27 protein-coding genes are annotated in these 24,219 nt (G+C 67.0%); 11 read left to right on the plus strand and 16 right to left on the minus strand.

Annotation, left to right across the window (positions count from 1 at the left end):
• Positions 1–8: 8 nt before the first annotated feature.
• From AWC31_RS35435 to AWC31_RS35465, 7 genes are all read right to left on the minus strand, one after another.
• Positions 9–1,022 (minus strand): alcohol dehydrogenase catalytic domain-containing protein, encoded by a 1,014-nt coding sequence (locus AWC31_RS35435; protein ID WP_067855979.1) that lies wholly within the window; start codon positions 1,020–1,022, stop codon positions 9–11.
• A gap of 85 nt (positions 1,023–1,107) precedes the next feature.
• A complete protein-coding gene (locus AWC31_RS35440) occupies positions 1,108–1,764 on the minus strand; it encodes a maleylpyruvate isomerase N-terminal domain-containing protein (protein WP_085150394.1) in 657 nt (218 codons plus the stop codon).
• A gap of 110 nt (positions 1,765–1,874) precedes the next feature.
• Entirely contained in the window at positions 1,875–2,330 is a 456-nt protein-coding gene (cynS, locus tag AWC31_RS35445; protein ID WP_085150396.1) for a cyanase, read from the minus strand.
• An 18-nt stretch (positions 2,331–2,348) separates the two neighbouring features.
• Positions 2,349–3,203 carry a formate/nitrite transporter family protein gene (locus AWC31_RS35450; protein ID WP_067855733.1) on the minus strand — a complete coding sequence of 285 codons (855 nt, stop codon included), beginning with the start codon at positions 3,201–3,203 and terminating at the stop codon, positions 2,349–2,351.
• A 215-nt stretch (positions 3,204–3,418) separates the two neighbouring features.
• Positions 3,419–5,254, minus strand: a complete 1,836-nt coding sequence (locus AWC31_RS35455; protein ID WP_085150398.1) for a fatty acyl-AMP ligase — start codon at positions 5,252–5,254, stop codon at positions 3,419–3,421.
• 69 nt (positions 5,255–5,323) lie between these two features.
• Entirely contained in the window at positions 5,324–5,761 is a 438-nt protein-coding gene (locus AWC31_RS35460) for an SRPBCC family protein (RefSeq protein ID WP_085150400.1), read from the minus strand.
• Positions 5,758–6,090, minus strand: a complete 333-nt coding sequence (locus AWC31_RS35465; RefSeq protein ID WP_085150402.1) for an ArsR/SmtB family transcription factor — start codon at positions 6,088–6,090, stop codon at positions 5,758–5,760. Before AWC31_RS35465 ends, AWC31_RS35460 begins: the two co-directional genes overlap by 4 nt.
• An 88-nt stretch (positions 6,091–6,178) precedes the next feature.
• Here AWC31_RS35465 and AWC31_RS35470 point away from each other — a divergent pair, with 88 nt between their 5' ends.
• From AWC31_RS35470 to AWC31_RS35480, 3 genes are read left to right on the plus strand one after another with little or no spacing between them, the layout of a single operon-like run.
• Positions 6,179–6,952, plus strand: coding sequence for a DUF899 domain-containing protein (locus AWC31_RS35470; RefSeq protein ID WP_067855742.1), 774 nt, complete (start codon positions 6,179–6,181; stop codon positions 6,950–6,952).
• Complete coding sequence (locus AWC31_RS35475; RefSeq protein ID WP_234817115.1) at positions 6,939–7,604, plus strand: maleylpyruvate isomerase family mycothiol-dependent enzyme; 666 nt, start codon at positions 6,939–6,941, stop codon at positions 7,602–7,604. The genes AWC31_RS35470 and AWC31_RS35475 overlap by 14 nt, the downstream gene beginning before the upstream one ends.
• A gap of 38 nt (positions 7,605–7,642) precedes the next feature.
• Positions 7,643–9,205 (plus strand): class I adenylate-forming enzyme family protein, encoded by a 1,563-nt coding sequence (locus AWC31_RS35480; protein WP_085150405.1) that lies wholly within the window; start codon positions 7,643–7,645, stop codon positions 9,203–9,205.
• Here AWC31_RS35480 and AWC31_RS35485 read toward each other — a convergent pair.
• Both AWC31_RS35485 and AWC31_RS35490 read right to left on the minus strand, forming a co-directional pair.
• Positions 9,202–9,576, minus strand: a complete 375-nt coding sequence (locus tag AWC31_RS35485; protein ID WP_085150407.1) for an NYN domain-containing protein — start codon at positions 9,574–9,576, stop codon at positions 9,202–9,204. The genes AWC31_RS35480 and AWC31_RS35485 overlap by 4 nt on opposite strands.
• 29 nt (positions 9,577–9,605) lie before the next feature.
• Positions 9,606–11,321, minus strand: coding sequence for an esterase/lipase family protein (locus tag AWC31_RS35490; RefSeq protein ID WP_085150409.1), 1,716 nt, complete (start codon positions 11,319–11,321; stop codon positions 9,606–9,608).
• Between the two features lie 186 nt (positions 11,322–11,507).
• Between AWC31_RS35490 and AWC31_RS35495 the strand changes: the two genes are divergently transcribed.
• On the plus strand, positions 11,508–12,404 hold the full coding sequence (locus tag AWC31_RS35495) for an RNA polymerase sigma-70 factor (protein ID WP_067855757.1): 897 nt from the start codon (positions 11,508–11,510) through the stop codon (positions 12,402–12,404).
• A gap of 3 nt (positions 12,405–12,407) precedes the next feature.
• Here the strand turns inward: AWC31_RS35495 and AWC31_RS35500 are convergent, their stop codons facing one another.
• A complete protein-coding gene (locus AWC31_RS35500; protein WP_234817116.1) occupies positions 12,408–13,139 on the minus strand; it encodes a M15 family metallopeptidase in 732 nt (243 codons plus the stop codon).
• A gap of 26 nt (positions 13,140–13,165) precedes the next feature.
• Positions 13,166–13,729, minus strand: coding sequence for a TetR family transcriptional regulator (locus tag AWC31_RS35505; protein WP_085150413.1), 564 nt, complete (start codon positions 13,727–13,729; stop codon positions 13,166–13,168).
• A gap of 101 nt (positions 13,730–13,830) precedes the next feature.
• On the opposite strand from AWC31_RS35505, the gene AWC31_RS35510 reads away from it, so the two are divergent.
• The 5 genes from AWC31_RS35510 (at position 13,831) to AWC31_RS35530 (ending at position 18,731) form a co-directional block, all read left to right on the plus strand.
• On the plus strand, positions 13,831–14,715 hold the full coding sequence (locus tag AWC31_RS35510; protein WP_085150641.1) for an SDR family oxidoreductase: 885 nt from the start codon (positions 13,831–13,833) through the stop codon (positions 14,713–14,715).
• An 82-nt stretch (positions 14,716–14,797) separates the two neighbouring features.
• Positions 14,798–16,066, plus strand: coding sequence for a GTP cyclohydrolase II (locus AWC31_RS35515; protein WP_085150643.1), 1,269 nt, complete (start codon positions 14,798–14,800; stop codon positions 16,064–16,066).
• Positions 16,066–17,286 (plus strand): URC4/urg3 family protein, encoded by a 1,221-nt coding sequence (locus tag AWC31_RS35520; RefSeq protein ID WP_085150415.1) that lies wholly within the window; start codon positions 16,066–16,068, stop codon positions 17,284–17,286. Before AWC31_RS35515 ends, AWC31_RS35520 begins: the two co-directional genes overlap by 1 nt.
• Before the next feature lie 9 nt (positions 17,287–17,295).
• Positions 17,296–17,925 (plus strand): uracil phosphoribosyltransferase, encoded by a 630-nt coding sequence (gene upp, locus AWC31_RS35525; RefSeq protein WP_067855766.1) that lies wholly within the window; start codon positions 17,296–17,298, stop codon positions 17,923–17,925.
• A 32-nt stretch (positions 17,926–17,957) separates the two neighbouring features.
• A complete protein-coding gene (locus AWC31_RS35530) occupies positions 17,958–18,731 on the plus strand; it encodes a CPBP family intramembrane glutamic endopeptidase (protein ID WP_110775429.1) in 774 nt (257 codons plus the stop codon).
• A 7-nt stretch (positions 18,732–18,738) separates the two neighbouring features.
• Here the strand turns inward: AWC31_RS35530 and AWC31_RS35535 are convergent, their stop codons facing one another.
• From AWC31_RS35535 to ripD, 3 genes are all read right to left on the minus strand, one after another.
• Positions 18,739–19,521, minus strand: coding sequence for a hypothetical protein (locus AWC31_RS35535; protein ID WP_085150417.1), 783 nt, complete (start codon positions 19,519–19,521; stop codon positions 18,739–18,741).
• A 72-nt stretch (positions 19,522–19,593) separates the two neighbouring features.
• The gene (locus AWC31_RS35540) at positions 19,594–20,655 is read right to left on the minus strand and encodes a M48 family metallopeptidase (RefSeq protein WP_085150419.1); all 1,062 of its coding nucleotides are present in this window, start codon (positions 20,653–20,655) and stop codon (positions 19,594–19,596) included.
• Between the two features lie 86 nt (positions 20,656–20,741).
• Entirely contained in the window at positions 20,742–21,362 is a 621-nt protein-coding gene (ripD, locus tag AWC31_RS35545; RefSeq protein WP_085150647.1) for an NlpC/P60 family peptidoglycan-binding protein RipD, read from the minus strand.
• Positions 21,363–21,634: 272 nt separating this feature from the next.
• Here ripD and tenA point away from each other — a divergent pair, with 272 nt between their 5' ends.
• The gene (gene tenA, locus AWC31_RS35550; protein WP_085150649.1) at positions 21,635–22,318 is read left to right on the plus strand and encodes a thiaminase II; all 684 of its coding nucleotides are present in this window, start codon (positions 21,635–21,637) and stop codon (positions 22,316–22,318) included.
• 49 nt (positions 22,319–22,367) lie between these two features.
• On the opposite strand, the gene tpx is transcribed toward tenA, so the two are convergent.
• On the minus strand, positions 22,368–22,862 hold the full coding sequence (gene tpx, locus AWC31_RS35555) for a thiol peroxidase (protein WP_085150421.1): 495 nt from the start codon (positions 22,860–22,862) through the stop codon (positions 22,368–22,370).
• Between the two features lie 61 nt (positions 22,863–22,923).
• Between tpx and AWC31_RS35560 the strand changes: the two genes are divergently transcribed.
• Positions 22,924–23,817, plus strand: coding sequence for an aminoglycoside phosphotransferase family protein (locus AWC31_RS35560; protein WP_085150651.1), 894 nt, complete (start codon positions 22,924–22,926; stop codon positions 23,815–23,817).
• 7 nt (positions 23,818–23,824) lie between these two features.
• Here the strand turns inward: AWC31_RS35560 and AWC31_RS35565 are convergent, their stop codons facing one another.
• Complete coding sequence (locus AWC31_RS35565; protein WP_067855778.1) at positions 23,825–24,148, minus strand: hypothetical protein; 324 nt, start codon at positions 24,146–24,148, stop codon at positions 23,825–23,827.
• Between the last annotated feature and the right edge of the window lie 71 nt (positions 24,149–24,219).

Genomic DNA, 24,219 nt, shown 5'->3' on the forward strand with positions numbered 1-24,219 from the left:
TGGCGCAATCAGGTTGTCAGCACCATGCGGTAGCGGGCACGACCCTCCTCCATGGCGGCGTACGCGTCGGCCGCGTCCGCGAGCGGTCGCTCTTCGATCATCGCGCGCACGCCCGACACCACCGCGAAGCGCATCGTCTCTTCGACGTCGCGTGCGGTACCCGACGGATGCCCGGAGATGCTCAGCGCGGGCTGGATCAGCTGTGCCGGACTGATGGCCAACGGGTCGGTCGCAACGCCGACGGCGACCAGTTCGCCGCGCGGCGCCAGCCCGCCCACGGTGTCGGCCATGGCTTGCGAGTTGCCTGCGGTCGCCAGCACCACCGCGGCACCACCGAGTTTTTGCAGCTGAGCACTGACGTCCTCGGCTCTGGAGTCGATGTAGTGACGCGCACCGAGGGCCCGAGCGTCGGCTTCCTTGTCGGGGCCGCGCGCGATGGCGACAGTGTCGAAACCCATTGCGTTGGCGAACTGCACGCCGAGGTGGCCCAGGCCGCCCACCCCGAGCACCGCCACCAGATCACCGGGCAGGGCATGCGTGTGCCGAAGCGCGTTGTAGGTGGTCACGCCGGCACAGCCCATCGGGGCGGCTTCGGCGAACGAGAGTTCGTCGGGGATCCTGGCCAGCGCATTGGCCGGGGCGGTCACCGATTCCGCATAGCCGCCCGGGTAATGCAAGCTGGGGATCTGTCCGTTCTCGCAGTGGATGAACAACCCCTTGCGGCACGGGATGCACTTGCCGCAGGCGCCGCCGAACCAGCCGATCGCCACCCGGTCCCCCACCGCGAATTCGTCTACGCCTGGCCCAGTTTCGGCGACGGTCCCGGCGATCTCATGACCGGGCGTGAGCGGAAAGCTGACGCCGGGAAAGCCACCGTTGACGATGGCGCGGTCGGTACCGCACACGCCGCACGCGGCGACGGCGACGCGAACCTGGCCCCGTTCGGGCGGAACGGTCTGCGCGTCAGCCAGTTCCAAGGCGCCACCGGTGGACTGGACGTGAACCGCTCGATGAGTAGACATGGGCATCCTTACCGTCGCCGTCGATGTACTCAGTCATCTTCATCCGCGGATCGCCACCTGGCTAGGTGGTGCGTCAGCCACGGTTTCAGCCGAGGATCAGGGGAAGCCTCGCGGCCAGCTCACCAAGCGCGGCCACTTCCGTCGCGGTCGGTGCACGCCGGCCGGTGCCCACCAGCAAGGCGTCCGTGTCGGACAACGAGGCGGGAAAGCGCGCCCCGGCGATCTCCTCCAACATCCTGCGCGACTCGGCGAGCCCGGCCGCCGGTGGCGGCCCGGCCGCCGGGAGATGCGCCACGAGATCGAGGTGGTGCAGTGTCCACTCCATGACGTAGGCCCGCAGATACTCGCCCACCTCGAACACCTCGTCGCGCGTGCCGACCCGCAGATCGGGATCGGCGAGCACCGCCGCGCGCCCCGCAGCCGCGCCGAGGTCGTCCAGGTGGAACTTGAGCAGCCACGGCTCTTCGTAAGCCGCGGCGAGCCGCACGGTCACCGCATCGAGCGGATCGTCACCGGACGGCGGTGTCGACGAAACCTCCCAATAGGTCACCGCGTTGCGTGTCGGTTCCCGGTCGGTCGGTGTCACCAGGGTGATGAGGACGTCCTGCGCGTCGATGATCAGATGACACACCAGATCCCGCACGAGCCAGCCCGCACACCCCGATGGTCGCGCGAAGTCCTCGTCCGCGAGGCCGGCCACCGCCGTACGCAGCGCCGCCCACGACTCCGAAAACAGGTCCACCTCCGCAAGCTAGCAGCGCGCTCTCGATCAGACTCAGCCGGCAACTCTCCTACGCACGCGAGCTGACCGCTCAACTCGCCGACTACCGCAACGAGTGAGGCGGGACGCGCTCAGTTTTCGGCCGCCGTCCAGTCATATGGCAAGAACTTGCCGTCGAACGTGACGACCACCCGGTCGCCGGCGGGGTGCGGCTTGCGTTGCACGTCGAGACTGAAGTTGATCGCGCTCATGATGCCGTCCCCGAACTGCTCGTGTATGAGTTCTTTGACCGCACCCCCGTAGACCTGGAGCGCTTCGTAGAAGCGGTAGATGGTCGGATCGGTCGGTACTGCCGTCGGCAGGCCGCCACGCATCGGTACCGCCGCGAGAATCGGGATCGCCGATTCGTCCAGACCCAGCATGTCGACGATCACCTTGCCGCACTCGGCAGGTACCGGATGCTGGCCGAGCAGCGCGGCGACCGTCCACACCGCCGGTTTGTCGATCGCGTCGGCCAACTCCTGCCAGGTGAGCCCCTTGAGCAGCCGGGCCGCGACGATTTCGGCTGTTATCTCGTCTCTTGTCATCTGCTCAGCATGCCCCGGTCACGCGTTGGCTTCAGCGGGGAGCTTGAACTCCTCGGGCGCCGCAGGCCGGTTCCAGTCGCTGCCGGTCCTGGCATGCGTCGCATAGAGGGTCAGACCGACGAACGCCAAGCCGCCGACGAGATTGCCTATCACAGTTGGGATCTCGTTCCAGATCAGATAGTCGGCGACCGAGAAGTCACCGCCGAGCATCAGGCCGGACGGGAACAGGAACATGTTGACGATGGAGTGTTCGAACCCCATGTAGAAGAACAACATGATGGGCATCCACATCGCAATCACCTTGCCCGACACCGAGGTCGACATCATCGCGGCCACGACGCCGGTGGACACCATCCAGTTGCACAACACCCCGCGAATGAACAGTGTCAGCATGCCTGCCGCGCCATGCTCGGCGTAACCGACCGTCCGGCTTGAACCGATCTCCCCGAGCCGTTGGCCCACCTCGTTCGGGTCGACGGTGAATCCGTAGGTGAGGATGACGGCCATCATCACTGCGACGGTGAACGCGCCGGCGAAGTTACCGACGAACACCAACGACCAGTTCCGCAGCATCGAGCGCACGGTGACGCCGCGCCGTTTGTCCAGCAGCGCGAGCGGAACGAGGGTGAAAACACCTGTCAGAAGGTCGAATCCGAGAAGATAGAGCATGCAGAAGCCGACCGGGAACAACACCGCGCCGAGAAGCGGATTGCCCGTCTGCACGGTGATGGTGACCGCGAACGCCGCCGCCAGCGCGAGAATCGCGCCCGCCATGTAAGCGCGGATCACGGTGTCCCGGGTGGACATGAATGCCTTGTTCTCGCCGGCATCGATCATCTTCGTGACGAACTCGGGCGGATTGACATACGACACGGTCAGCGTCCTTCCTGCTCATACGTGCGCGAAGCTGATTGCTCCCGACGTGCACAGCGGGCTCACGGTCGGTGGACCTGCTCACATAGGTGCTGCGCCAGTCTGGCAACCGGTTGTGTCATGAATGTGAATCGGCTGAGAGGATCACGTCACATCCTCTTCACTCCCGCCGGACGCCGATTGTGAGCAGTCGCCGGTCGCAGCGACACGCCGCGTCAGTGTGTGCCCAGCGTCCCGTCGAGGTACTGGGAACGGCAGGCCCGCCGCGCCAACTTGCCGCTCGTGGTGCGCGGTATCGCCCCGGCCGGGAGGAAGCGCACCTCGCGGACCGTCAGCCCGTGTCGATTGGCGACCTCGGCTTCGATGGCCGATATCGCCGGGGCGGGGTCGGCACGCCCGGTGCCCGCTGCGCGTTCGGCGATCACCACGAGCTGTGCACCGTCGTCGGCGGGTACGGAGAAGGCCGCGACGTAGCCGCGACGCACCAGCGACGACGCATCGGCGACCGTGGCCTCGATGTCGTGCGGGTAGTGGTTGCGGCCGCCGATCACCACCAGATCCGCGATCCGCCCCGTGACATAGAGTTCGCCGTCGAGGTAGACACCGAGGTCGCCCGTGCGCAACCAGGTGGCGTCAGGGGGCGAGCCGTCGGCGTGGCCGCCCGTCGAGAGTCGGGAACGCAGTACCGCGCCGAACGTCTTCCGTGTTTCGTCGGGCCGGCCCCAGTATCCGCGGCCAATGTTGTTGCCGTGCAGCCAGATCTCCCCCACGGCGCCGTCGGGAAGTTCCTCGGCGCGATCAGGATCGACGATCACCGCCCACTGGCTGCGGGCGACCTGGCCGCACGACACATGGGCAACCGCACCGACCGCACCGGCCGCTACCGGCACCGCGTGCCCTTCGGCGAGTCGCTCGCGGTCGAAGTAGACCACCGATGCCTGCGCGGCGGGAGCGATCGTCGAGACGAACAGGGTGGCCTCGGCGATGCCGTACGAGGGTTTGAACGCGGTCGGCGGCAAGCCGTAGGGCGCGAACGCCTTGTCGAACGTCGCGATCGCGGTGGGGCTGACCGGTTCCGAACCGATGATGAGCACGACGTTGCTCAGGTCGACGTCCGCGCCCTGGTCCGGCACCCCGCGCTGAGCCGCCCACTCGTAGGCGAAGTTCGGCGCCGCGGTGATCACCCGGCCGTACCGCGACTCCGCCGACAGCGCCTGAATCCAGCGCTGCGGCCGACGCACGAACGCCGTGGGCGACATCAGCGTCGAGTGCCCGCCATAGACGGCCGGGAAACCGATCATCGAAAGGCCCATGTCGTGGTAGAGCGGTAACCAGCTGAGGCCGTGGGTGTTTCGGTTCAGCAAGTCGATCGAGAGGATCATCTGTAGCAGGTTCGTACCGACCGCCCGGTGGGTGATCTCGACACCGACCGGGGGCCGCGTCGAACCCGAGGTGTACTGCAGATGCGATACGTCGTCGACGTCGACGGTTACCGGCTCGAACGCCTCGCCGACGGCGTCGGGGATTTCGTCGATGATGACGACTTGCGGGCGCCGGCCGGCAGGCAATTTCGTCAGGAAGTCCTGCACCGCCGTGTTGGCGGCCGCGGTGGTCAGGATCGTGCTGGGCTGTGCGTCGCCGAGCGCGGTTTCGAGCCGCTCGGCGTGGCCCTGTAGCTCCGGGGCGAACAGTGGTACCGCGATCGTCCCGGCCTTGATGGCGGCGAAGAAGCCCACAACGTAGTCAAGGCCCTGCGGCGCGAGGATGGCGACTCGGTCACCGCGTTCGGCGACCCGCTGCAGGTGCGCGCCGACGGCGCGCAGCCGGACCCCCAGTTGGCTCCACGTCAGCTCGACGGGTTCGCCCTCGGAATGGCTGTAGTCGAGATACCGGTAGGCCACCGAGTCGCCCACGTTGTCGACATTGCGGTCGATGAGAGATATCAGGGTGGTGCCTGGCGGCAGCACGATGCCGCCGGCGGCATCGAGGCAGTCCTCGATGCGCAGCAGGCCGGTCGGAGCCTCGTATTCATCGCGGGAGGCGCTATCCATGACCGCAGTTTAGGTCGCGGCGCCGACCCGGCCGCCTGCCTCCCGAGGCGCTGCCGGAACCGTCGCCGATCACCCGCGCGCGAGTACCGCGGCCAACTGCTCGAAGGTGAGTGTCCAACCGCTGTGGAAATTCTCGAACTCCTCTGGCGGCAGCAGGGAATGCTCGATCGACATCAGGGTCTCCTCGTCGCCGACCGGCTCGAACGCGACATTGACGACGCTGACGGCAGTGGGATCTGCCCAGTCCGAATTGCTCCACGTGAACCGCAGCGCGCGCGGACGGTCGATCGCAAGGAATTGGCCGGTGATGAGAACGCTTGTGCCTGAATCGTCGACGTCGAAACTGACCTTCCCACCGACGTGAGGCTCGATCGTGATGGCCACGCAGCGCACCGGGCGCGGACACATCCAGTCGGCCAATGACTCCGGATCGAGCCATTGGTCGAACACCACGTCCGGTGGGGCGGGCATGACGCGCTGAACGTGCACCGTCGCCGCGTCGGTCATCCGGATTGCCCCTTTCGCCGCAGCCGCGCCGCGAGCGCGTCCGCTCGTGTCGACCAGAAGTCCGTCTGCTCGTTGATCCATTGCTGCGCCATCGTCAATCCATCCGGTTTCAAAGACAACCAGTGCTCGCGGCCGCGGATCTCGCGTTGCACGAGCCCTGCCGATTCCAACACCCCGATGTGGCGGGAAACGCCGGCAAATGTCATGGGCAGCGGGGCGGCCAGATCGCTGATGCGGGCATCGCCCTCACGCAGAGTCTTCAAAAGCCAGCGTCGGGTCGGATCGGCTAGTGCTGAGTACGCCCGGTCCAACACCTGATCTTCAACCACATTGTTGACTATAGCGGGGCGCATGTGTTGTGCTGGAGACAGTTATTAAACGGATCTGTTGAATGTTGAGATGACGGAAGGACCACACATGAAGACCCCTCCGATCGTGTCGGCGCCGGAATGGGACACCGCGCTGCAACAGATGCTGGTCAAGGAGAAGGAGTTCACCCGCGCCAGGGATGCGCTGGCCGCGATGCGTCGGCGGATGCCGTGGACGCCGGTGGAGAAACGCTACGAGTTCGAGGGGCCCGAGGGCACGGTCTCACTACTGGACCTGTTCGCGGGCCGGCGCCAGCTGATCGTGTACCGGGCCTTCCTCGACCCGGGTGTCGACGATTGGCCCGAACACGGCTGCGTCGGCTGTTCGTTGATGGCCGACCACATCCCCAACCTCGCGCATCTGAATGCCCGCGACACCACGCTCGTCTACGCCTCCCGCGGGCCGCAGGCCGACATCCAGCGGATCAAAGCGCGGATGGGCTGGCAGCATCCCTGGTACACGATGGTGCCCGGCCCGGACGGCGCCTTCGACGTCGACTTCGGCGTCGACCAATGGCACGGCACCAACGCCTTCATCCGCGACGGCGATCAGGTGTACCGCACGTACTTCATCGACAACCGCGGCGACGAGGCCTTCGTCAACACCTGGAACTTCCTCGACATGACGGCACTGGGCCGTCAGGAGACGTGGGAGGACTCACCGGAGGGCTACCCGCAGACCAAGCCCTACGAGTGGTGGTCGTGGCACGACACGTACGCCCAGCAGGAGCCGTCGCGGTGGTTCGGCGATCCAGATCCCGACGATCCGAAGGATCCGCGCCCGCCGCGTACCGAGGGATGTGATTCCTGTGGCAGTCACTGATGCGGTGCGGGCCGTCGGCCACTACCAGGAGACGAAAGACCGTATTGTCGAGCTTGTTTCAGAGTCCGACGCATCGTGGAGCACCGCCGTTGCAGCATGTCCTGGCTGGTCGGTACGTGACGTGGTCGCGCATATGACCGCGGTGGCCGAGGACTGGGTGAGTGGCCGCCTGGCCGGGGCGCCCACCGACGAACAGACCGCCGCGCAGGTGGCCCGATTCGGTGCCTTCGACACGGCAGGCATTCTGACCGCGTGGGACGATGCGGCCTCGGAGTTGGCGCGCAAGGCCGACAGCGACGGGCTCAAGCCGCCGCTCGGTGACATCGTCGTCCACGAGCACGACATCCGTGCCGCTCTGGGCCGGCCGGGGGCACGAGATTCGGACGCGGCACGCAGTGTCTGCGACCAGTTGCTCGCCATCCTTCGGACCCCGGTGCCGCTCGTGGTGGCGGTGGAGGATGCCGAGTATCACAGCGGGCCGGACTCGGGTTCTCAGATACGGCTCGACACAACGCGTTTCGAGGTGTTGCGGTGGCGGACGGGCCGCCGGAGCCGGGCCCAGCTCGCCGCGATGGACTGGTCCGGTGACCCTGCACCCGTCCTCGATTCGCTGTATCTGTTCGGCCCCGCCGACGCCGACTTCATCGAGTAGCCGAACCGGGCGCCCTACACATCGGAGAAGATGGGCGGGTGACTCAACCGCCGCTGACCCTCCCCGCACTTCTGCACCGCAGCGTGAGGCAATTCGGCCAGGCCACATATGTGGTCACGCCGACGGACAGCCTGACGTATGACGAGGCCGAGCAGCGCTCGGCTCGTGCGGCCCGGTGGCTGCTGCGTGCGGGTGTCGGCAAGGGCACCCGGGTCGGCCTGTTCTTCGCCAACGGCGCCGACTGGATCGTCTGGTGGCTCGCGGTGTCGCGGATCGGGGCGGTGGCCGTCCCGTTGAGCACGCTGTACCCGCCGGCCGAGCTCGCAAAAGTGTTGCGGTTGGCCGATATCGGGATGTTGGTCGCGCCCCCGCGCGTGCTGGACATCGACGTCGCCGACCGGTTGGAAGCCGCACTGCCCGAGCTCGCCGCCGCGCAGTCCGGCGTGCTGGCCGTAAGTGCCGCGCCCTACCTGCGCCGCATCGTGTTCACCGGCCATACCGGCCGCCTATGGGCCGGCCGATGCGACGACGATGCCGGGGTGCCCGACAGCATTCTGAGCGCCGTCGAAGCCGAAGTCTCCCCCGCCGATCTCGCCGTCATGATTCACACCTCAGGGTCGACCGCCGATCCCAAAGGTGCCCTGCACACCCACGGCACCCTGGCGCGCCAAACCTCGACGTGGCCGAGCGCCATCCGGGCGATCACCCATTCGGACACCGAGGCACGGATCCTGTGCGCCATGCCGTTCTTCTGGATCGGTGGGCTTCTTGCGGCGACGGGCGCGCTGCACGAACCGGTCACCATCGTCGTGCTGCCGAAGCTCGACGCCGAGGCCGCACTCGATCTCGCCGAGCGGGAACGCATCACCGGCATCGTCGGATGGCCCGCGTTCACCCAGCGGTTGCGCGAACACCCCACGTTCGACAGCCGCGATCTCAGCAGCGCACCGATGTTGCGCGAAGGCCCGCTCGACATCGCGATGACCGATGTCCCCGACGGGTTTCCGGTGCACCGCACGATGACGGAAACCGCGGGCGGCTTTGCGTTCACGGAGATGAGCATCGTCGATGACGACGGCCAGCCGGTCCGGCCCGGCGCCACGGGTCAACTGCTCGTCCGAGGCGTCGGAGTGATGGCGGGTTACAACAAGCGCGAACGGTCCGACACGTTCGATGCGGACGGGTGGTACCACACCGGCGATCGGGTTTACCGCCGCGACGACGATCCGCGCGTGTTCTACGTCGGCCGCACGACAGACCTCATCAAGGCCGCCGGGGCGAACGTGTCACCGCTCGAAGTCGAGGCGGTGGTCGGCAATCTCGCCGAGGTGGCTCAGTGCATCGTCGTCGGAATCGACGATCCGCAACGCGGCGAGGAGGTGTGCGCAGTGATCGTGCCCGCCACGGAGATCGATCTTCGCTCGGTCGCCGAGTACACGCGTGCACGGCTTTCCGCCTACAAGGTGCCCACCCGCTGGGTGCTCACCACAAGCGACCGGATCCCGACCCTGCCGAGCGGCAAGTTCGATCGGAAAGCTCTGCGGCAGTTGATCATCGACGGCTCACTGACATCGACTCGGGTTGGCGCGACGCGAGGTTAATCCGGATCGATCAGCCTCCGGAAACCTGCGGCTGCATGGACCGAAGCCCCGGCGGCCCTGACCCGTTCGGCCAACGTGCTGTCCGACGTCACGACGGTGATGTCGGCGGGCCGTGAATCGCTTGTCACCAGGCGCACGATCTCATCGTCGGCGGAGTTCGCCGCTGCCTCGGGCGCATTGGCGATGTCGATCACGGCCGACTCGATGGGCGGCGAGACCGGCGACTCGAACACCACCTGTACGCTTCGGTCTTCCGTGGCTGCCCAGCGCTCAAGCTGATCCACCAAGCGAGCCATCGCGCCCCGACGGTCTTTCCACCAGCCGTCCGGGCGAGAGCCGATCACGTTCATGCCGTCGACGATCCAGCGCATACCGGCGACGATACGGGCAACCGCCCGGTTTACCGCCGGGCTTTCGCGTCGGCCATCCGCCCACTCGTCGTCACGGCGTTGCCGAGGTCGGGTTCGATCGCGATGCGAAGGCCCGCGTCGAACCCCGGTTCCCCGACCCGAAAAGTCCACTCGTCGCGACTACCGGGAAGCCGACGCGCCCGCTGCACGATGGCTGCCCGGTCGTCGTCGACGGCCATCTCGTCAAGCCGGTCACGTGTGTACGGCTCGCGAGCCGACAGGAATCGCTCGCTCGTGTGAACGAACATCGCCACGCCGTTGTTCGGGAAAACCTGCACGTAGTACTGCTTGACGAAAACCTTGTTGTCGGAGAAGCCGATTCCGCGCGTATCGCGCTCGCCCACATAGATGTCGAGGCGGAACACCAGTCCCTGGCAGGCATTGTCCGGTTTCACGCGCGCGTCGATGTAACCTTCCCAGATCAGCCGGTCGGGTCCGGCCCAGCCGGTGGTCCGGTCACCGGGTGCGGACAGCGCCTTGGTCAGCTCCCCGGCCAGGTCGGGCGGCCCGTCGCTGAGATCCTTCTCGTGAAACGGCCCGTAGCAGTTCTCGGCCGCGGCGCTCTGATGGAAGAGCTCGAAGTCGACACCGCGCGGCTTGATCGAGACCCCGAAGTAGAACTCGCTGCGTCCGAACCAATCTCTGCCACGTTCGATGTTGGCGTCGTCCAGCCACAGCCGCACCCGATGGGTGCCGTGGAAGAAGCGCATCGCGATCTCGTACGATTCGCGCGACGTCACCAGTGAGTCCGCCCCACCGTGGCACTTGTGGATGAATGTGCGCGGGGCGCCGGGCAGTTGTGCGGCGGCCTGTTTCACCAACCCGTCACTGCGGTTGTGCTGCAGGGTGCCCTCGTCGAGCAGACTGGAGATTCGGTTGGCAAGTGACGCAGCGGCGCCGTACGCACGGTAGTTCGTACCGACGACCGTGAGTATCCGTTCGACCGGGAACCACTTCTCTACGTTGAGGAAGTCCGTTTTGTCCGGGTTGAACGCGACGAGTTCATCGGCCGCGTTCTCGGCATCCGGAAGTGATTTCAGGAACCATCCGGGGAAACGCTGAAACGCGATGCCGCGGTGCGGGGTACCGAGTGTGACGATCCGATGGATCAGGCGGCGAGCCGAGTCCGTCTCTTCGTTGTGCAACTCCGCGAGCGCCTTGCGCACGACGAGACCGCCCATGCTGTGCGCGACGATGTCGACGCCGTGGAAGGTGTCGCCCTTTATCGCCGCGGCTCGTTTGATCAGTCGGATCAAGCGCGCCAGACCTTTGCCGTAGCGTTCCATCGCGCGCGGCGACAGGTCGTAGTAGCGGTAGATCCAGATCGTGCCCGCCGTGCCCTCGGCGAGCACGCGCTCGGCCATCTGCGGATCGATGACAACCGTTCCGCTGACCTCGTCCTCGGTGAAGCCGCCGGGGTCGTCGGGGGCTTCGACATCGCTTGAGTAGTAGCCGATGACGTTCGTCGCGTCGGTGTACGGGTACTGCTTGGATTTCAGCGCCCGCAGCAGGAACCCCTCGTAGATGAAATTGTCGCCGCGTTTCTTTTCGTAGACCGTGCCGTCGTTGAAACCCTGGTAGGCGTTTGCTCTTTCGTCGTTGACATCGACGCCGCCGAAACCGCGGACCAGGATCAACGGGCGCGGTCGGACGGCGTCTTCGGATGATTTCCCGTTCGGCGAGATCGCCTCGACCGGCAGTGTCATCGCAGTGCCCTTTCGGTGCTGGCAGAACGTGCTGGTGAGGCAACCTTCGCGGATACGCGGTGGGTCGGCGTGAGTAGTCGACTACCTCTTTTCGGCAACTTTTCTCGGGCCGGTGTCACAAACCCGGCCCGGCCGGTGTCTTGTGGGTGCAACAGTCGACACGCACGAGACAGGAGCCACCGAACCATGACCGCGGAAAGCCCTCCGGATCCGGCCACCGAGGCATTCGTCGCCCATCGCAACCTGCTCTTCACTGTCGCGTATGAGCTGCTCGGGTCGGCGGCGGACGCCGAGGACGTCCTGCAGGAGACGTGGCTGCGGTGGGTGGACGTCGACCTCGACACCGTGCGCGACCACCGTGCTTACCTGGTCCGGATCGCCACGCGGCAGGCCCTCGGGCGGTTGCGCACCCTGAGCAGGCGCAAAGAGTCCTACGTCGGCTCTTGGTTGCCCGAGCCGTTGCTGACCGCGCCGGACGTCGCCGAGGACGTCGAGTTGGCCGACAGTGTTTCGATGGCGATGATGCTCGTGCTGGAGACCCTCATGCCGACCGAGCGGGCCGTGTTCGTGTTACGCGAGGTGTTCGCGGTCGATTACGACGAGATCGCCGAGGCGGTCGACAAGAGCCCGGCCGCGGTACGGCAGATCGCCCACCGGGCACGCCAGCATGTCGCAGCCCGCCGGCCACGGGAGATCGTGTCGGCTGCCGAAACCCGCGGGGCGCTCGCCGCGTTCCAGCGGGCGGTCGAAACCGGTGATCTGCAAGGCTTACTCGACATCCTGGCGCCCGACGTCGTGGCAATCGGCGACGGTGGCGGCCTGAAGCAGGCCTTCCCGCGGCCCATCGTCGGCGCCGACCGGGTGGCCCGCGTGTTTGCCTCCGGACTGCGCAAGTTCGCCGCCGACATGTCGTTCGAGCCGATCGAGGTCAACGGCCACCCGGCCCTGCTCGCCCGGATCGACGGCGAGCTCGACGGTGTGGTGGCGCTGCGCATCGAGGACGGGCTGATCACCGGCATGTACTACGTGCGCAATCCGCAGAAGCTGACCCGCATCGACCGCGAGTTCACGATGGCGCGTTGAGGTTCACCGCTTCTCGAAGTGCTGGTAGTCGATCGGCGACCGCCACAAGCCGCCCCATTGCCACCCTCGGTCGGTGAACGCGAGCACTGCCGGGTCTCCGGGGTGCAGGAGCCCGGGGTCGATTCGGGAGCGATCCACGTACGGCCCGGCGTTGGCGGGCTCCACCCCACCGCTGCCGATGTATGGATTGAGCAAGGGGTTCACGTCGATCGCACGGCCGTACGCGTGCAGTGACCAACTGCGCGAACCGGGGATGCCACGGCAATTGAACGCCGAGGTGTTGTTGTCACGCATCGACAGTTCGTCGTCGGCGCGGGGATAGTGGTCGACGGTGCGCATCTTCTCGATCGGATACCGCTGCCGGAGCAATTCCTCGAAGATTGTGATGACTTCGGGCACAAGGTCTTTGTGCACGACGAGCGCCCCACGATGCGTTCGGCCGTCGAATCCGAGGTAGTCGAGTTCGACCCGCCGCAGCACCTCGGGCCCGGCCGGGCAGCCCGGTCGCCACGTCGTGCCGAGCTCGGCCACGGTGACGGGATGGACGGTGGCCGGCACCGGTTGGCGCGTCGTCGTGGTTGCCGTTGTCGTCGTCGTAGCCGGGGATGGTGGTGGCGACACCGCTGTCGGGGACGGTTGCGGCGGCGCGCTCGAGCACTGGACGAGCGGGAGGCACGCGGCGGCAATCAGCGCCGCGGCACACCGGCGCCGCGCGGTCGACCGGTCAGTGGTCACCCTTCCGTTGTAACCGCCACGGCCGGTCAGCTCCCGGTGACTGTTCGCATCTCTTCGAGGGCTGCCCTGATCACCGCGCGCAGATCCTGCTCACGGGTGCCGGAGATCCAACGTTCGAACGCCACCTTGAACACCGCGATACCGGCTTCGGCCGCGAGGTCGGCGGCGATGTCGGACACTCCTCGGTTCCGCAGCGCGTCGCCGACCCCGGCCGCCAATGAGGCGAGCTTGATGAGTTCGCGCTCCTGCAGCGCGGTGTTGGCGGCGATGACGGCTTGCCGCCGACGCGCGTGATCGTAGCGTCCCGCGAACATCTCCCCTGCCGTGTCGAGCCCGGCGGCGACCGCATCGATGGGCGAAAGCGCTTCGTCGGCACCCGCGACGGCGGTGACGAACGCGTCGTGCAACACGCCCTCGCCCCAGAAGAGCACCTCGCGTTTGTCGGCGAAGTACCGGAAAAAGGTGCGCTCGGTCAGCCCGGCCCGCTGCGCGATCTCGGCCACCGTCGTCTGATCGAAGCCGCGTTCGCTGTAGAGCTCCAGCGCGGCCTGCGCGAGCCGGCCCTGCGCGTCGGGTTCCCAGCGACTCATGCACTGATCCTAGGGGAATGACAGTGACTGTCATCGACGTTATGGTGATGACAGCAACTGACATCGCAATGCGATGCCAGACCGTTCAACAGGAGGTATCCATGCGAATCTTCGTCACCGGCGCGTCGGGTTTCATCGGCTCGGCCGTCGTTCCCGAGCTCATCAACGCCGGCCATGAGGTGGTCGGCCTGGCTCGTTCGGACGCATCGGCCGATGCACTGGCCGCCCTTGGCGCCGGGGTTCATCGCGGCGACCTGACGGATCCGGACAGCCTGCGAGCCGGCGCGGCCGACGCCGACGGCGTCATCCACCTGGCGTTCGTACACGACTTCACCGACTACGAACAGGCCGGTGAAACCGATCGGGTCGCGATCGAAGCGCTCGGTGCGGCGTTGGCCGGTTCGGGCCGCCCGCTCGTCGTCACGTCCGGTCTCGCCGGATTTCCGGACGCCACCGAGGACGACGCACCGCCGCCCGGTGCGCTTCGCCGATCGGAGGCCGCAGCCCAGGCACTCGTCCCCCACGGCGTACGGGTGTCGGTGGTGAGGCTCCCACCGTCGGTGCACGGCGAAGGCGACCACGGTTTCGTGCCCCGCCTGATCTCGATCGCGCACGAGAAAGGTGTGGCGGGCTACCCCGGTGACGGATCGAACCGCTGGTCGGCGGTGCACCGACTCGACGCCGCCCGGTTGTTCCGGCTCGCCCTCGAACAAGCACCCGCCGGAGCGCGACTGCAGGCGATCGCCGACGACGGGATTCCGGTTCGCGAGATCGCCGAAGCAATCGGGCGCGGCTTGAACCTTCCGGTGGCATCGATACCCGGCGACGAGGCACTCGACCACTTCGGCTGGCTCGGCGCGTTCTTCTCCCTCGATGCCCGGGCGTCGAGTGCGCTGACCCGGCAGCGGTTCGACTGGACACCAACCCGGCCCGGTCTGCTTGCCGATCTCGCCGAGGGGCACTATTTCAGCTCGGTCACAGCCTGACGGCTGACCCCTGCACGTCCGGTCAATTCAGGGTTGACTGGAAGCCTCATCCGGGCGCGTGCACGGGGAAGGAGCGATGACCATGGTCGCTGAATCAGGTCCGGGCACATCGCCGACACCGAACCGGCATATCCGGCTGACATCGCACAGCGGTGCCGTCGACGCACTCACGATCCGGTGGGGGGCCCCGACCGCGAAAGACCGCGGCCCCGTGATCGGCACGACGACCACCCGCGCCCACCGCAATGTGATCGGCACCCACAGCGGCTCCTACAGCGTCTACCGGGCGCTCGCGGTCGCGGCTGGCGCCCTCTCACCGGCCCATCGGGCCGACCTGACGAATACCGCGCCGACCGATGTCATCGGCCCGTATCCGCAGTGGAGCGAACCCGGCGCGATCGTGAGCCTGGATCCATGGGGCGCGATGGTGGCCGACGCCTTCACCACCGAGTTGGCGGCGGGCTACGACATCCGTCCGACGATCGCCGTCACCAAGGCCCACGTGATGCTTCCCGAGATCACCGATGCGATCGCCCGGGGCCGACTGAACCCCGACGGACGGACCCTGCTGTCCAACGGTGCGGCGTTGGTGACCAAGGCGGCGATCGAGCCGGTCTGGTATCTGCCGGGCGTCGCCGCGAGGTTCGGCTGCAGCGAAAACGCTTTGCGCCGTGTGCTGTTCGAAGAGACCGGTGGCATGTACCCGGAGCTGGTCACGCGTGGTGATCTGGAGGTGTTCCTACCGCCCATTGGCGGGCAGACCCTCTACATCTTCGGCGACGCACGCGATCTGGCCGACCCGGCCGTCGAGCTGACCGCTCGTGTGCACGACGAATGCAACGGTTCGGACGTCTTCGGATCCGACATCTGCACCTGTCGGCCCTACCTGACCCACGCGATCGAAGAGTGCATTCAGGGCGCGCAGCGCGGCGGCGTCGGCCTGGTCGCCTACTACCGCAAGGAAGGCCGCGCACTCGGCGAGGTCACGAAATTCCTTGTGTACAACGCCCGTAAGCGCCAGGCCGGCGGGGACACCGCCGACCAGTATTTCGCCCGCACCGAATGCGTCGCCGGCGTCCAGGACATGCGCTTCCAAGAACTCATGCCCGACGTGCTGCACTGGCTCGGCATCCGCAAGATCCATCGCCTGGTGTCGATGAGCAACATGAAGTACGACGCCATCGTCGGTGCCGGAATCGAGGTCGGCGAACGGGTCAACATCCCCGACGAGTTGATCCCGGCCGACGCCCGGGTCGAGATCGACGCCAAGATGGCCGCCGGTTACTTCACCCCGGGACCGGTGCCCGATGCCGACGAGTTGAAGATCGCCAAGGGCCGCGGACTCATTTGATGACCACCATCGACACCGAGGCCGCGGCGGCGGTAGAGACCCTGCACACCACCGCCGCCATCCGCGAACGGGCACAGTTCCTCCTGCAGCGCGCCCGCGCCGGCGAATCCACGTGGTTCCACGTCGACGACGATGCGCTGCCCGTCGCGGCGGGCGAGGTGGCGACGCTGACCCGAGACCGCTATCCCGATCTCGATATCCCCTACCACAGCCGGTGGCGGCATCTCGAAGCGGGCGGGGTCGACCGCAAGGCCGAAATTGACTGGGCATCAACAGGTTCGGACGCGGCGTCGCGCGCCCGCTCGATGATCGATCTGACCGTCGTGAGCGTGCTCCTCGACGCAGGCGCCGGGCCGGACTGGCAGTACGCCGAACCGGGCACCGGTTTGCGTTTCGAGCGGTCCGAGGGTCTGGGCGTGGCCAGCTGGCACGCCTTCTGCGGTGGACTGTTCTCCAGCGACCCGGCCCAGCCGTTGCAGGTGGATGGGACGGGACTGCGCGCCCTCGACGCGGGCCGGCTTGCCGACGCGTTTCAGGTGAGGGCCGACAATCCGGTGGTCGGGCTCGACGGCCGGCTGCAGCTGCTGCACCGACTCGCCGATGCGCTGGTGGCACAGCCGGAGGTGTTCGGCGTGCCGGGGCGTCCCGGTGGGCTGTTCGACGTCCTTGCCGGGCCTTCGGTCGCCGCCCACGAGATCCTGACGCGCCTGTTGACGTCGCTGTCCGGGATCTGGCCTGCCGACAACACCGTTGACGGCAGGCCGCTCGGGGACTGCTGGCGCCATCCGGCTGTTCCCGGCCCCGGCCTTTCCGAGGGCTGGATGCCCTTTCACAAACTCTCCCAGTGGCTGACCTATTCACTGCTGGAACCGTTCGAATGGGCCGGCGTAGCCGTGACCGACCTCGGCGCGTTGACCGGACTGCCCGAGTACCGCAACGGCGGGCTGCTGCTCGACAGCGGCGTGTTGCAGCTTCGGGACCCCACACTGGCCTCTCAGACGTGGGCCGTGGGCGACGAACTCGTCGTCGAGTGGCGTGCCTTGACGGTGGCTCTGCTCGACGAACTGGCAGACCTGGTCCGCGAGCGGCTCGGCGCGCCGGATCTGCCGTTGGCGTGCGTGCTTGAGGGCGGCACCTGGGCGACAGGCCGTGCACTGGCACAGCGGTTGCGGGCCGGCCGCCCGCCACTGTCCATCGTCAGCGACGGCACCGTCTTCTAGGAGGACAGGATGGGCAACCTGCATCTCATCGACCACCCGTTGATCCAGCACAAGCTCACCTTGATGCGGCAGAAAGACGTGTCCACCAACGGCTTTCGCCAACTTCTTGCGGAGATCTCGATGTTGATGACCTACGAGGTGCTGCGCGACATCCCGCTGCACGAGATCGAGATCGATACGCCGCTGGAATCCACGACGGGAGCGGTCATCGACGGCAAGAAGCTGGTGTTCGTCTCCATCCTGCGGGCCGGAAGCGGGATCCTCGAGGGAATGCTCAGCGTGGTCCCGAGTGCCCGGGTCGGCCATATCGGCCTCTACCGTGATCCGAAAACACTTGTCGCGGTGGAGTATTACTTCAAGCTGCCGAGCGATCTCGCCGAACGCGACGTGGTGGTGGTCGACCCGATGCTGGCCACCGGCAATTCCGCGGTGGCCGCGATCGACCGCATCAAGGAGTACCGGCCGCGTTCCATCAAGTTCGTCTGCCTGCTCACGTGCCCGGAGGGGGTCGCGGCCATGCAGGCTGCGCACCCCGAAGTGCCGATCTACACCGCGGCGCTGGACCGCCGGCTCGACGAGCACGGCTACATCGTGCCGGGCCTCGGCGATGCCGGCGATCGCATCTTCGGCACAAAGTGATGCTGCGCGCCGCCGACAAGTAGCCTCGCGGCATGAGCGCCGAGCAGGACAAGCTGAACATCGTCGCCGGCCCGCCGGTTTCGGACGAGTTCGAACCGCAGGCCGCTGCGGTGTATCCGCGCCACAACTGGGGCCTGGGCGCGTTCCTGCTCGTCGAAGCGGTCTACCTGGGCGTCTCGGCGGCATTCGGACTGCTGGCCGCCGGCCGCAGCGGTGCTCCCCCGGCCTGGATGATGGCCGTCGCGATCGCCGTCCCCACCGTCGCCGCCGCCGCGCTGGCCCTGCTGATCGCCCGTGTCCGGGGCAACGGGCCGCGCATCGACTTCCGGCTCCACTGGTCGTGGCGCGGATTGTGGCTGGGCCTGGCGTTCGGGCTCGGCGGCTTGTTCGTGACGTTGCCCGCGGCGGCGATCTACCTGTCGATCGTGGGGCCGGAGGCCAACTCGGCGGTGGGACGGGTCTTCGACGGTGTCGAGGCCACCTGGCCGCTGGCGATCGCGGTGTTTCTCCTGGTCGCGTTCATCGCCCCGTTCTGCGAGGAGGTCGTCTACCGCGGGCTGTTGTGGGGAGCGCTTGAGCAGCGCTGGGGCAGATGGATCGCCGTGGTGGTGTCGACCGTGGTGTTCGCGCTCGCGCATTTCGAGCCGACGCGGGCCCCGCTGCTGCTGATCGTCGCCATCCCGATCGCGTTGGCCCGCTTGTACTCCGGCAGTCTGATCGCCAGCGTCGTCGCCCATCAGGTGACCAATCTGCTGCCCGGCATCGTGATGATGTTCGGGCTCGTGGGCATGGTGCCCGCGGGCTGAGGCGCACTCAGCGCTTGCGGTCGCGGACCTTGTAGGTCGAGGGCCACGACATGCGGCTCTCGTCGCCCAGCAGCGGCGTTCCGGATCCGCCGACACGAACGTCGTACGCCTCCTGGCCCGCGCCGACCTCGCGGTTGGCGTGTTCGGAGGCGAGGTAGTAGAGCTCGTCGATCGCCGCTTCGCTGTAGGCGACGAACGTCGTCTTGCGCACGATGTCGTTCATCCCGGCAGTCATCCGGTCCGGCAGGATGCGTGACGCCAGCGCGGCCAGTCCCAGCAGGGTGAACGGGATGACCCAGTAGCAGATGAATGACAGCGGCGTCTTGGTGTCGAGGATCGTCGCGTCGCCCTGCACGAGCGGCGGGATCGCCGATGAGATCGTCATCCCGGCGAACGCGGCCACCCAGATCCAGGTCAGGATCGTCACGATCCGCTTGAACAAGTCACTTTCCACGACGCCGGGTGGCTGCCCCGCCGCGGCGAACTCCTGCACGAAGGGCTTGCCGATCAAGGCTCCGACGAGGGCGACCAGGAAGATCCCGGCATTGCTCAGTGGTTGCATCCAGCGTTCCATGACGTCCTGGCTGAGCACGAGCGTCAGGACCGTCAGTACGACGAACGTCGCAAGCGCACCGATCTCGAGGGTCCGCCCGGGGTTCCCCGATATCCGGCTGATGACGAACGTCGCGATGGCCGCCACGAGCGCAACCAGCACCGCGACGAGGAACGGCACGTTCCCGACGAGTACCCAGTAGATGATCCACGGCGCGAAGCCAAACAGTATGCCCACGAGCGCACAGTCTAGGGGCTTACCGTTGGCTATACGGCAAGTCCTGCGACGGGCCGCGTGTTGTCGGGCGCGTTATCCGTCGTCGTCGCTCTTGGCGTTGCGTCGCCACTCGGAAATCTTGCGGCCCATCGAGTCTGCCGCATTCGTCGCGGCCTGACCCACGCCGTCGACGATGCCGCCGAGCCCGTCGCGGATACCGCGGATGAGCGGATCGTTCGACTGGTCGAACCCGTCCTTGTAGTGCCGGGCGGCCGCGCCCAGGTCTTCGCTCCAACCGACTTTGTCATCGTCGGAGCGACGCGGATAGTCGCCGGCCAGGATGGCGCCGTAGCCTCCGGTGTCGACCCACTGGGTGAGCGCCGCGGCGCGCAGCACCGAGAAGGGATGGGTCTGCAGCTCGAGGTTGAGCAGCTTGAGCAGCCCGTCGCGCATGTCGCCCGTGCGCTCGTATTCCCGGGCCTGTGCGAGAAACGCCTGTGAGTCGAGCTTGTCGAGCCGGCTGCCGCCGGCCAACTTGAGCTCGACCCGGATGGCCGCGTCGACATCCTGACCGCACAGCAACCCCGCGCGGTCACCCGAAAGCTCGGATTTGCGTTGCCATTCCATCAACGCGGCGACCATCGCCCGCAACGCCCAGCCGCCGATCGGGATGAAGCCGAACGTCGACGCGACCCGCAGCAGGTGCATCAGCATGGTGCGGTACACCGCGTGACCGCTCAGCGCGTGCCCGAGTTCGTGGCCGACGACGAAGCGCATCTCCTCGTGCGACATCAGGTCGTACATGCCCGAGGTGATGACGATGAACGGCTCGTCCATGCCGATCGCGTAGGCGTTGGCGATCGGCGACTGCATGACGAACATCTCGGGCCGGGCCGGGGCGTCGAGCACCTGGACACACTCGTCGAGCAGTGCGTCGAGATCGGCGAACTGACGGGGCCCGACGCGTGCCGAGTTGGCCAGGTACAACAGCCGGTGCTGGCGTTCGCGCAGCATGCCCGACAGCAGTTTGAGGATCTGGTCGAAGCCCTTGAGCCGGCGCAGAGCTGACAAGGCGGTCCGGTCGGCCGGATGTTCCCACGCGCGGGAACTGATGCCGGGGAATACGGCTCGCGACGTAGCGGGTGGCTGGTTCATCGGTGGACGCCCTTCGTTGCCTGCAGCTCAACCCTACGGAGTGCGGCGGCGGCGCGGTGACACCAGATTCGGCCACCGGCCGGGCGTCAGGCGATGATGCGTACCAGGTAGGGCGTCATGCCTTCGGTGCGGACGGGCGAGACGGTGACCGCGGGCTCGGTGCCCTGGATCATCTGCCCGTTACCGAGGAACAGCGCGACGCTCTGGGTGCCCTCAGGCCCGTAGAAGATCAGGTCACCCGGCAGCGCCTGCGACGGCAGCACCTTCTGCCCCACTTTGTACTGCTCGCCCGACGACCGCGGCATCTTCACCCCGGCGCCGGCGAACGCGTACACGATGAGGCCCGATGCATCGAACCCGACGACGTTCGACGACGGGTCGGCCACCGTGGTGACCGCCGGGGCACCAACCGCGGGCATGGACAGACCCGGGGTGACCGGCGTCAGCCCGGGGGCGGCAACCGGCGCACCGAAGCCGGGAACGATTGCCGGGGCGGGGATTTCGCGTGCGACGCCGCGGGTGGGCCCGTTGATGTCGCCGCCGCCGTAGGCGAACGGCACACCGCGCTGCGAAAGCGCCCGCGCGATAACGCGTTCGACGAACTGCTGATTGCCGGCCGGCCGGTCGAACGGCGCGGCATTGGCAAGTCCGGGAGCCGCCGCCACCAACAGGGCCAAGCTCACCACGAGGGCATACGTGCGTCTCATCCGAACATCAACTTCCCCGACCTCGGCGTGAAACCTGCGCATACTGGTGGTCGACGTCAGTAGCGTCAATTATTTGTACCGGGCGTTTCGCGGATTGCCCAATTTCTATGGGGCACAACGCCAATCAGATGCGATACCGTGACCGAACGGTAATCCCGGCGCAGTTGGCGCGACGGCTCGCGAATGTGCGATCCCATACCCGCGAAGCGGCGAGTCGCGGATGGGACCGCACGGTCGCCGGCGGCGGCGCGGCAGCTGACAGGATGGTGGCCATGCACCCTGACGCGAATCAGCAATCCTGGTCGGCACGCCTGTGGCAGGAGACCGAGGCCACGTACACAGCGATCGTGGCGCACCCGTTCCTGACCGGGCTCACCGACGGCACCTTGGACGAAAAAGTGTTCGCCCACTACGTCGCCCAGGACGCGCATTACCTCCGCGACTACGCCCGCGCGCTGGCAATCGTGGCGGCCAAGGCACCCACGCTGGCCGACACCGCGATGTTTGCGCGCCACGCGGCTGAGGTGTTCGACGTCGAACTGGGGCTGCACAATGAGCTGCTGCCGGAGTTGGGACTCGATCCCGCGGAACTGGATTCGACGCCCGTCGCGCCCACAACCCGCGCGTACACCAGCTACCTGCTGGCGACGGCCTACGGCGGCAGTTTCGCCGACGGATTGGCCGCGGTGTTGCCCTGCTATTGGATCTACGCCCGCGTGGGGGCGGAACTGCTCGGGCGCGGCTCGACGGATCGCCGCTATCAGCGTTGGATCGACAGCTACGGCGGCGAGGAGTTCGCGGCGACGGTCGCCGAGGTTCTGGCCCTGACCGATCGGGTCGGACCGACGCTGAGCCCGTCGGAGGAAGCCGTAGCGCGCGCGCATTTCGCCGTGACGGCGCGCTACGAGTGGATGTTCTTCGATGCCGCCTACCGACTCGAAGAATGGCCGGTCTGAGCCGGCCAACCCTCACCCGCGCGGCGCGCGGGTGAGGGTTGGGCAGGATTTACTTGATGGCGGCCAGCGCTGCGTCGTAGTCGGGCTCGGTGCCGATCTCGGGCACCAGCTCGGTGTAGGCGACGTTGCCGTCGGCGCCGATCACCACGACCGCACGGCCGAGGAGCCCGGCCATCGGGCCGTCGCTGATGGTGATGCCGTAGTCGTCGCCGAAGCTGTCGCGGAACGCCGACGCGGTCGTGACGTTCTCGATGCCCTCGGCGCCACAGAACCGCTTCTGCGCGAACGGCAGATCCTTCGACACGCACAGCACCGTGGCTCCACTGGCCGCGGCACGCTCGTTGAACGTCCGCACGCTCGCGGCGCACACCGGGGTGTCGACCGACGGGAAGATGTTCAGCAGGACGGCCTTGTCGCGGAACTGGTCGCTGGTGACCGCGCCGAGATCAGTGCCGGTCAGGGCGAAGCTGGGGGCCGGGCTTCCGACGGCGGGCAGCTCGCCGACCGTGTTGATGGGATTTCCACGCAAGGTTATCTGTGCCATGGGCACAGTCTGTCAAAACCGGCCGCGGCACGGGCAGTCCGGGGGTGCGACCATGGGGTCGATGATCGAACTGCCCGACGCGGTGCGCGCGATGTCCGCACGCGGGCCCCGGTGGCAGGCATGGGTGGACGGCCTCCCCAAGCTCGTGCGCGCCCAGATCGCCGAATGGGAGCTCACCCCGGACGGCCCTCCGACACACGGCTACTGCTCGATCGTGGTGCCGGCCCGCACGCGCGACGGTGACACCGCAGTACTCAAGGTCGGGTTCCCGGACGAGGAGTCCGAGCACGAGCATCTCGCGCTGCGCAGATGGGCGGGACATGGCGCGGTTCGGCTGTTGCGCGCCGAGCCGCACCGCCGCGCCATCCTGCTCGAGCGGTTGCATTCGCGAAACCTCAACGAGCTATGGGATATCGAGGCGTGCGAGGTCGTTGCCTCGATCTACGCGCGAATCCACGTGCCCGCGCTGCCCCAGTTGCGCTCGCTCACCGAATACGTCCACCGCTGGACCACTCAGTTGCAGGCGCTCCCCCGCAACGCGCCCGTGCCGCGCAGGCTCGTGGAGCAGGCGATCGGACTCGGTACGGACCTGGCCGCAGAACCGGCGAGCGCCGCGACACTCATCCATGGCGATCTGCATTACGAGAACGTGCTGGCCGCCGACCGCGAGCCTTGGCTGGCGATCGACCCGAAGCCGCTCAACGGCGATCCGCATTACGAGCTCGCACCGATGTTGTGGAACCGGTGGGACGAGCTGACCGGATACGTCCGCGACGGAGTCCGGCGGCGGTTCTATGCGCTGGCCGAGGCTGCCGGCCTCGACGCCGACCGGGCGCGTGCGTGGGTGATCGTGCGCGTGATGCACAACGCGATGTGGGAACTGACCGAGAACGTCGAGCCCGATGCGGACTGGCTGACGACCTGCGTTGCGATCGCCAAAGCCGTCCAGGATTGATCCTGGTTCAGATGACCTTGTAGGTGATGTCGTAGAGCGCCCCCGCACCGCGGAACTGCTGTGTCACGTCACCGCGGCCGAGTTCGTCGGAGCGGATGAACACCGAGCCGAGATTCTGCTCCTCATCGGTTTGCGAGTCGATCTCTTTCAACACGATTTCGAGCTCGCCGTCGAACGGAAGGAGCCTGTCCAGATCCACGACGTCGCCTTGGCGCATCGACATCGACTCGAACTGAAAGCCATCAGCCCTGCTGATACTCAGTTCGTCGGTGCCATCGGCGTCTTGGGTCTTGACGGCGCGAAGCTCCGCCAGTTTGGCGAACAACGACATGTCATCCTCCGTTGGATCATGAAGTTCGAGGTTGCTGACACCGTCGATGATCGAGTTGCCCGCCGCACCGG

Origin of the sequence: Mycolicibacterium wolinskyi, assembly GCF_002101965.1 — a bacterium.
Classification (GTDB): domain Bacteria; phylum Actinomycetota; class Actinomycetes; order Mycobacteriales; family Mycobacteriaceae; genus Mycobacterium; species Mycobacterium wolinskyi.

Coding starts and splice junctions, on each gene's coding strand:
- AWC31_RS35560 (WP_085150651.1), top strand. CDS start 22,924: ATGATCGAACTGCCCGACGCGGTGCGCGCGATGTCCGCACGCGGGCCC.
- AWC31_RS35520 (WP_085150415.1), top strand. CDS start 16,066: ATGACCACCATCGACACCGAGGCCGCGGCGGCGGTAGAGACCCTGCAC.
- AWC31_RS35435 (WP_067855979.1), bottom strand. CDS start 1,022: ATGTCTACTCATCGAGCGGTTCACGTCCAGTCCACCGGTGGCGCCTTG.
- ripD (WP_085150647.1), bottom strand. CDS start 21,362: ATGAGACGCACGTATGCCCTCGTGGTGAGCTTGGCCCTGTTGGTGGCG.
- AWC31_RS35485 (WP_085150407.1), bottom strand. CDS start 9,576: ATGCGCTGGATCGTCGACGGCATGAACGTGATCGGCTCTCGCCCGGAC.
- AWC31_RS35540 (WP_085150419.1), bottom strand. CDS start 20,655: ATGAACCAGCCACCCGCTACGTCGCGAGCCGTATTCCCCGGCATCAGT.
- AWC31_RS35455 (WP_085150398.1), bottom strand. CDS start 5,254: ATGGATAGCGCCTCCCGCGATGAATACGAGGCTCCGACCGGCCTGCTG.
- AWC31_RS35495 (WP_067855757.1), top strand. CDS start 11,508: ATGACCGCGGAAAGCCCTCCGGATCCGGCCACCGAGGCATTCGTCGCC.
- cynS (WP_085150396.1), bottom strand. CDS start 2,330: ATGACAAGAGACGAGATAACAGCCGAAATCGTCGCGGCCCGGCTGCTC.
- AWC31_RS35470 (WP_067855742.1), top strand. CDS start 6,179: ATGAAGACCCCTCCGATCGTGTCGGCGCCGGAATGGGACACCGCGCTG.
- tpx (WP_085150421.1), bottom strand. CDS start 22,862: ATGGCACAGATAACCTTGCGTGGAAATCCCATCAACACGGTCGGCGAG.
- AWC31_RS35490 (WP_085150409.1), bottom strand. CDS start 11,321: ATGACACTGCCGGTCGAGGCGATCTCGCCGAACGGGAAATCATCCGAA.
- AWC31_RS35565 (WP_067855778.1), bottom strand. CDS start 24,148: ATGTCGTTGTTCGCCAAACTGGCGGAGCTTCGCGCCGTCAAGACCCAA.
- tenA (WP_085150649.1), top strand. CDS start 21,635: ATGCACCCTGACGCGAATCAGCAATCCTGGTCGGCACGCCTGTGGCAG.
- AWC31_RS35510 (WP_085150641.1), top strand. CDS start 13,831: ATGCGAATCTTCGTCACCGGCGCGTCGGGTTTCATCGGCTCGGCCGTC.
- upp (WP_067855766.1), top strand. CDS start 17,296: ATGGGCAACCTGCATCTCATCGACCACCCGTTGATCCAGCACAAGCTC.
- AWC31_RS35460 (WP_085150400.1), bottom strand. CDS start 5,761: ATGACCGACGCGGCGACGGTGCACGTTCAGCGCGTCATGCCCGCCCCA.
- AWC31_RS35505 (WP_085150413.1), bottom strand. CDS start 13,729: ATGAGTCGCTGGGAACCCGACGCGCAGGGCCGGCTCGCGCAGGCCGCG.
- AWC31_RS35530 (WP_110775429.1), top strand. CDS start 17,958: ATGAGCGCCGAGCAGGACAAGCTGAACATCGTCGCCGGCCCGCCGGTT.
- AWC31_RS35515 (WP_085150643.1), top strand. CDS start 14,798: ATGGTCGCTGAATCAGGTCCGGGCACATCGCCGACACCGAACCGGCAT.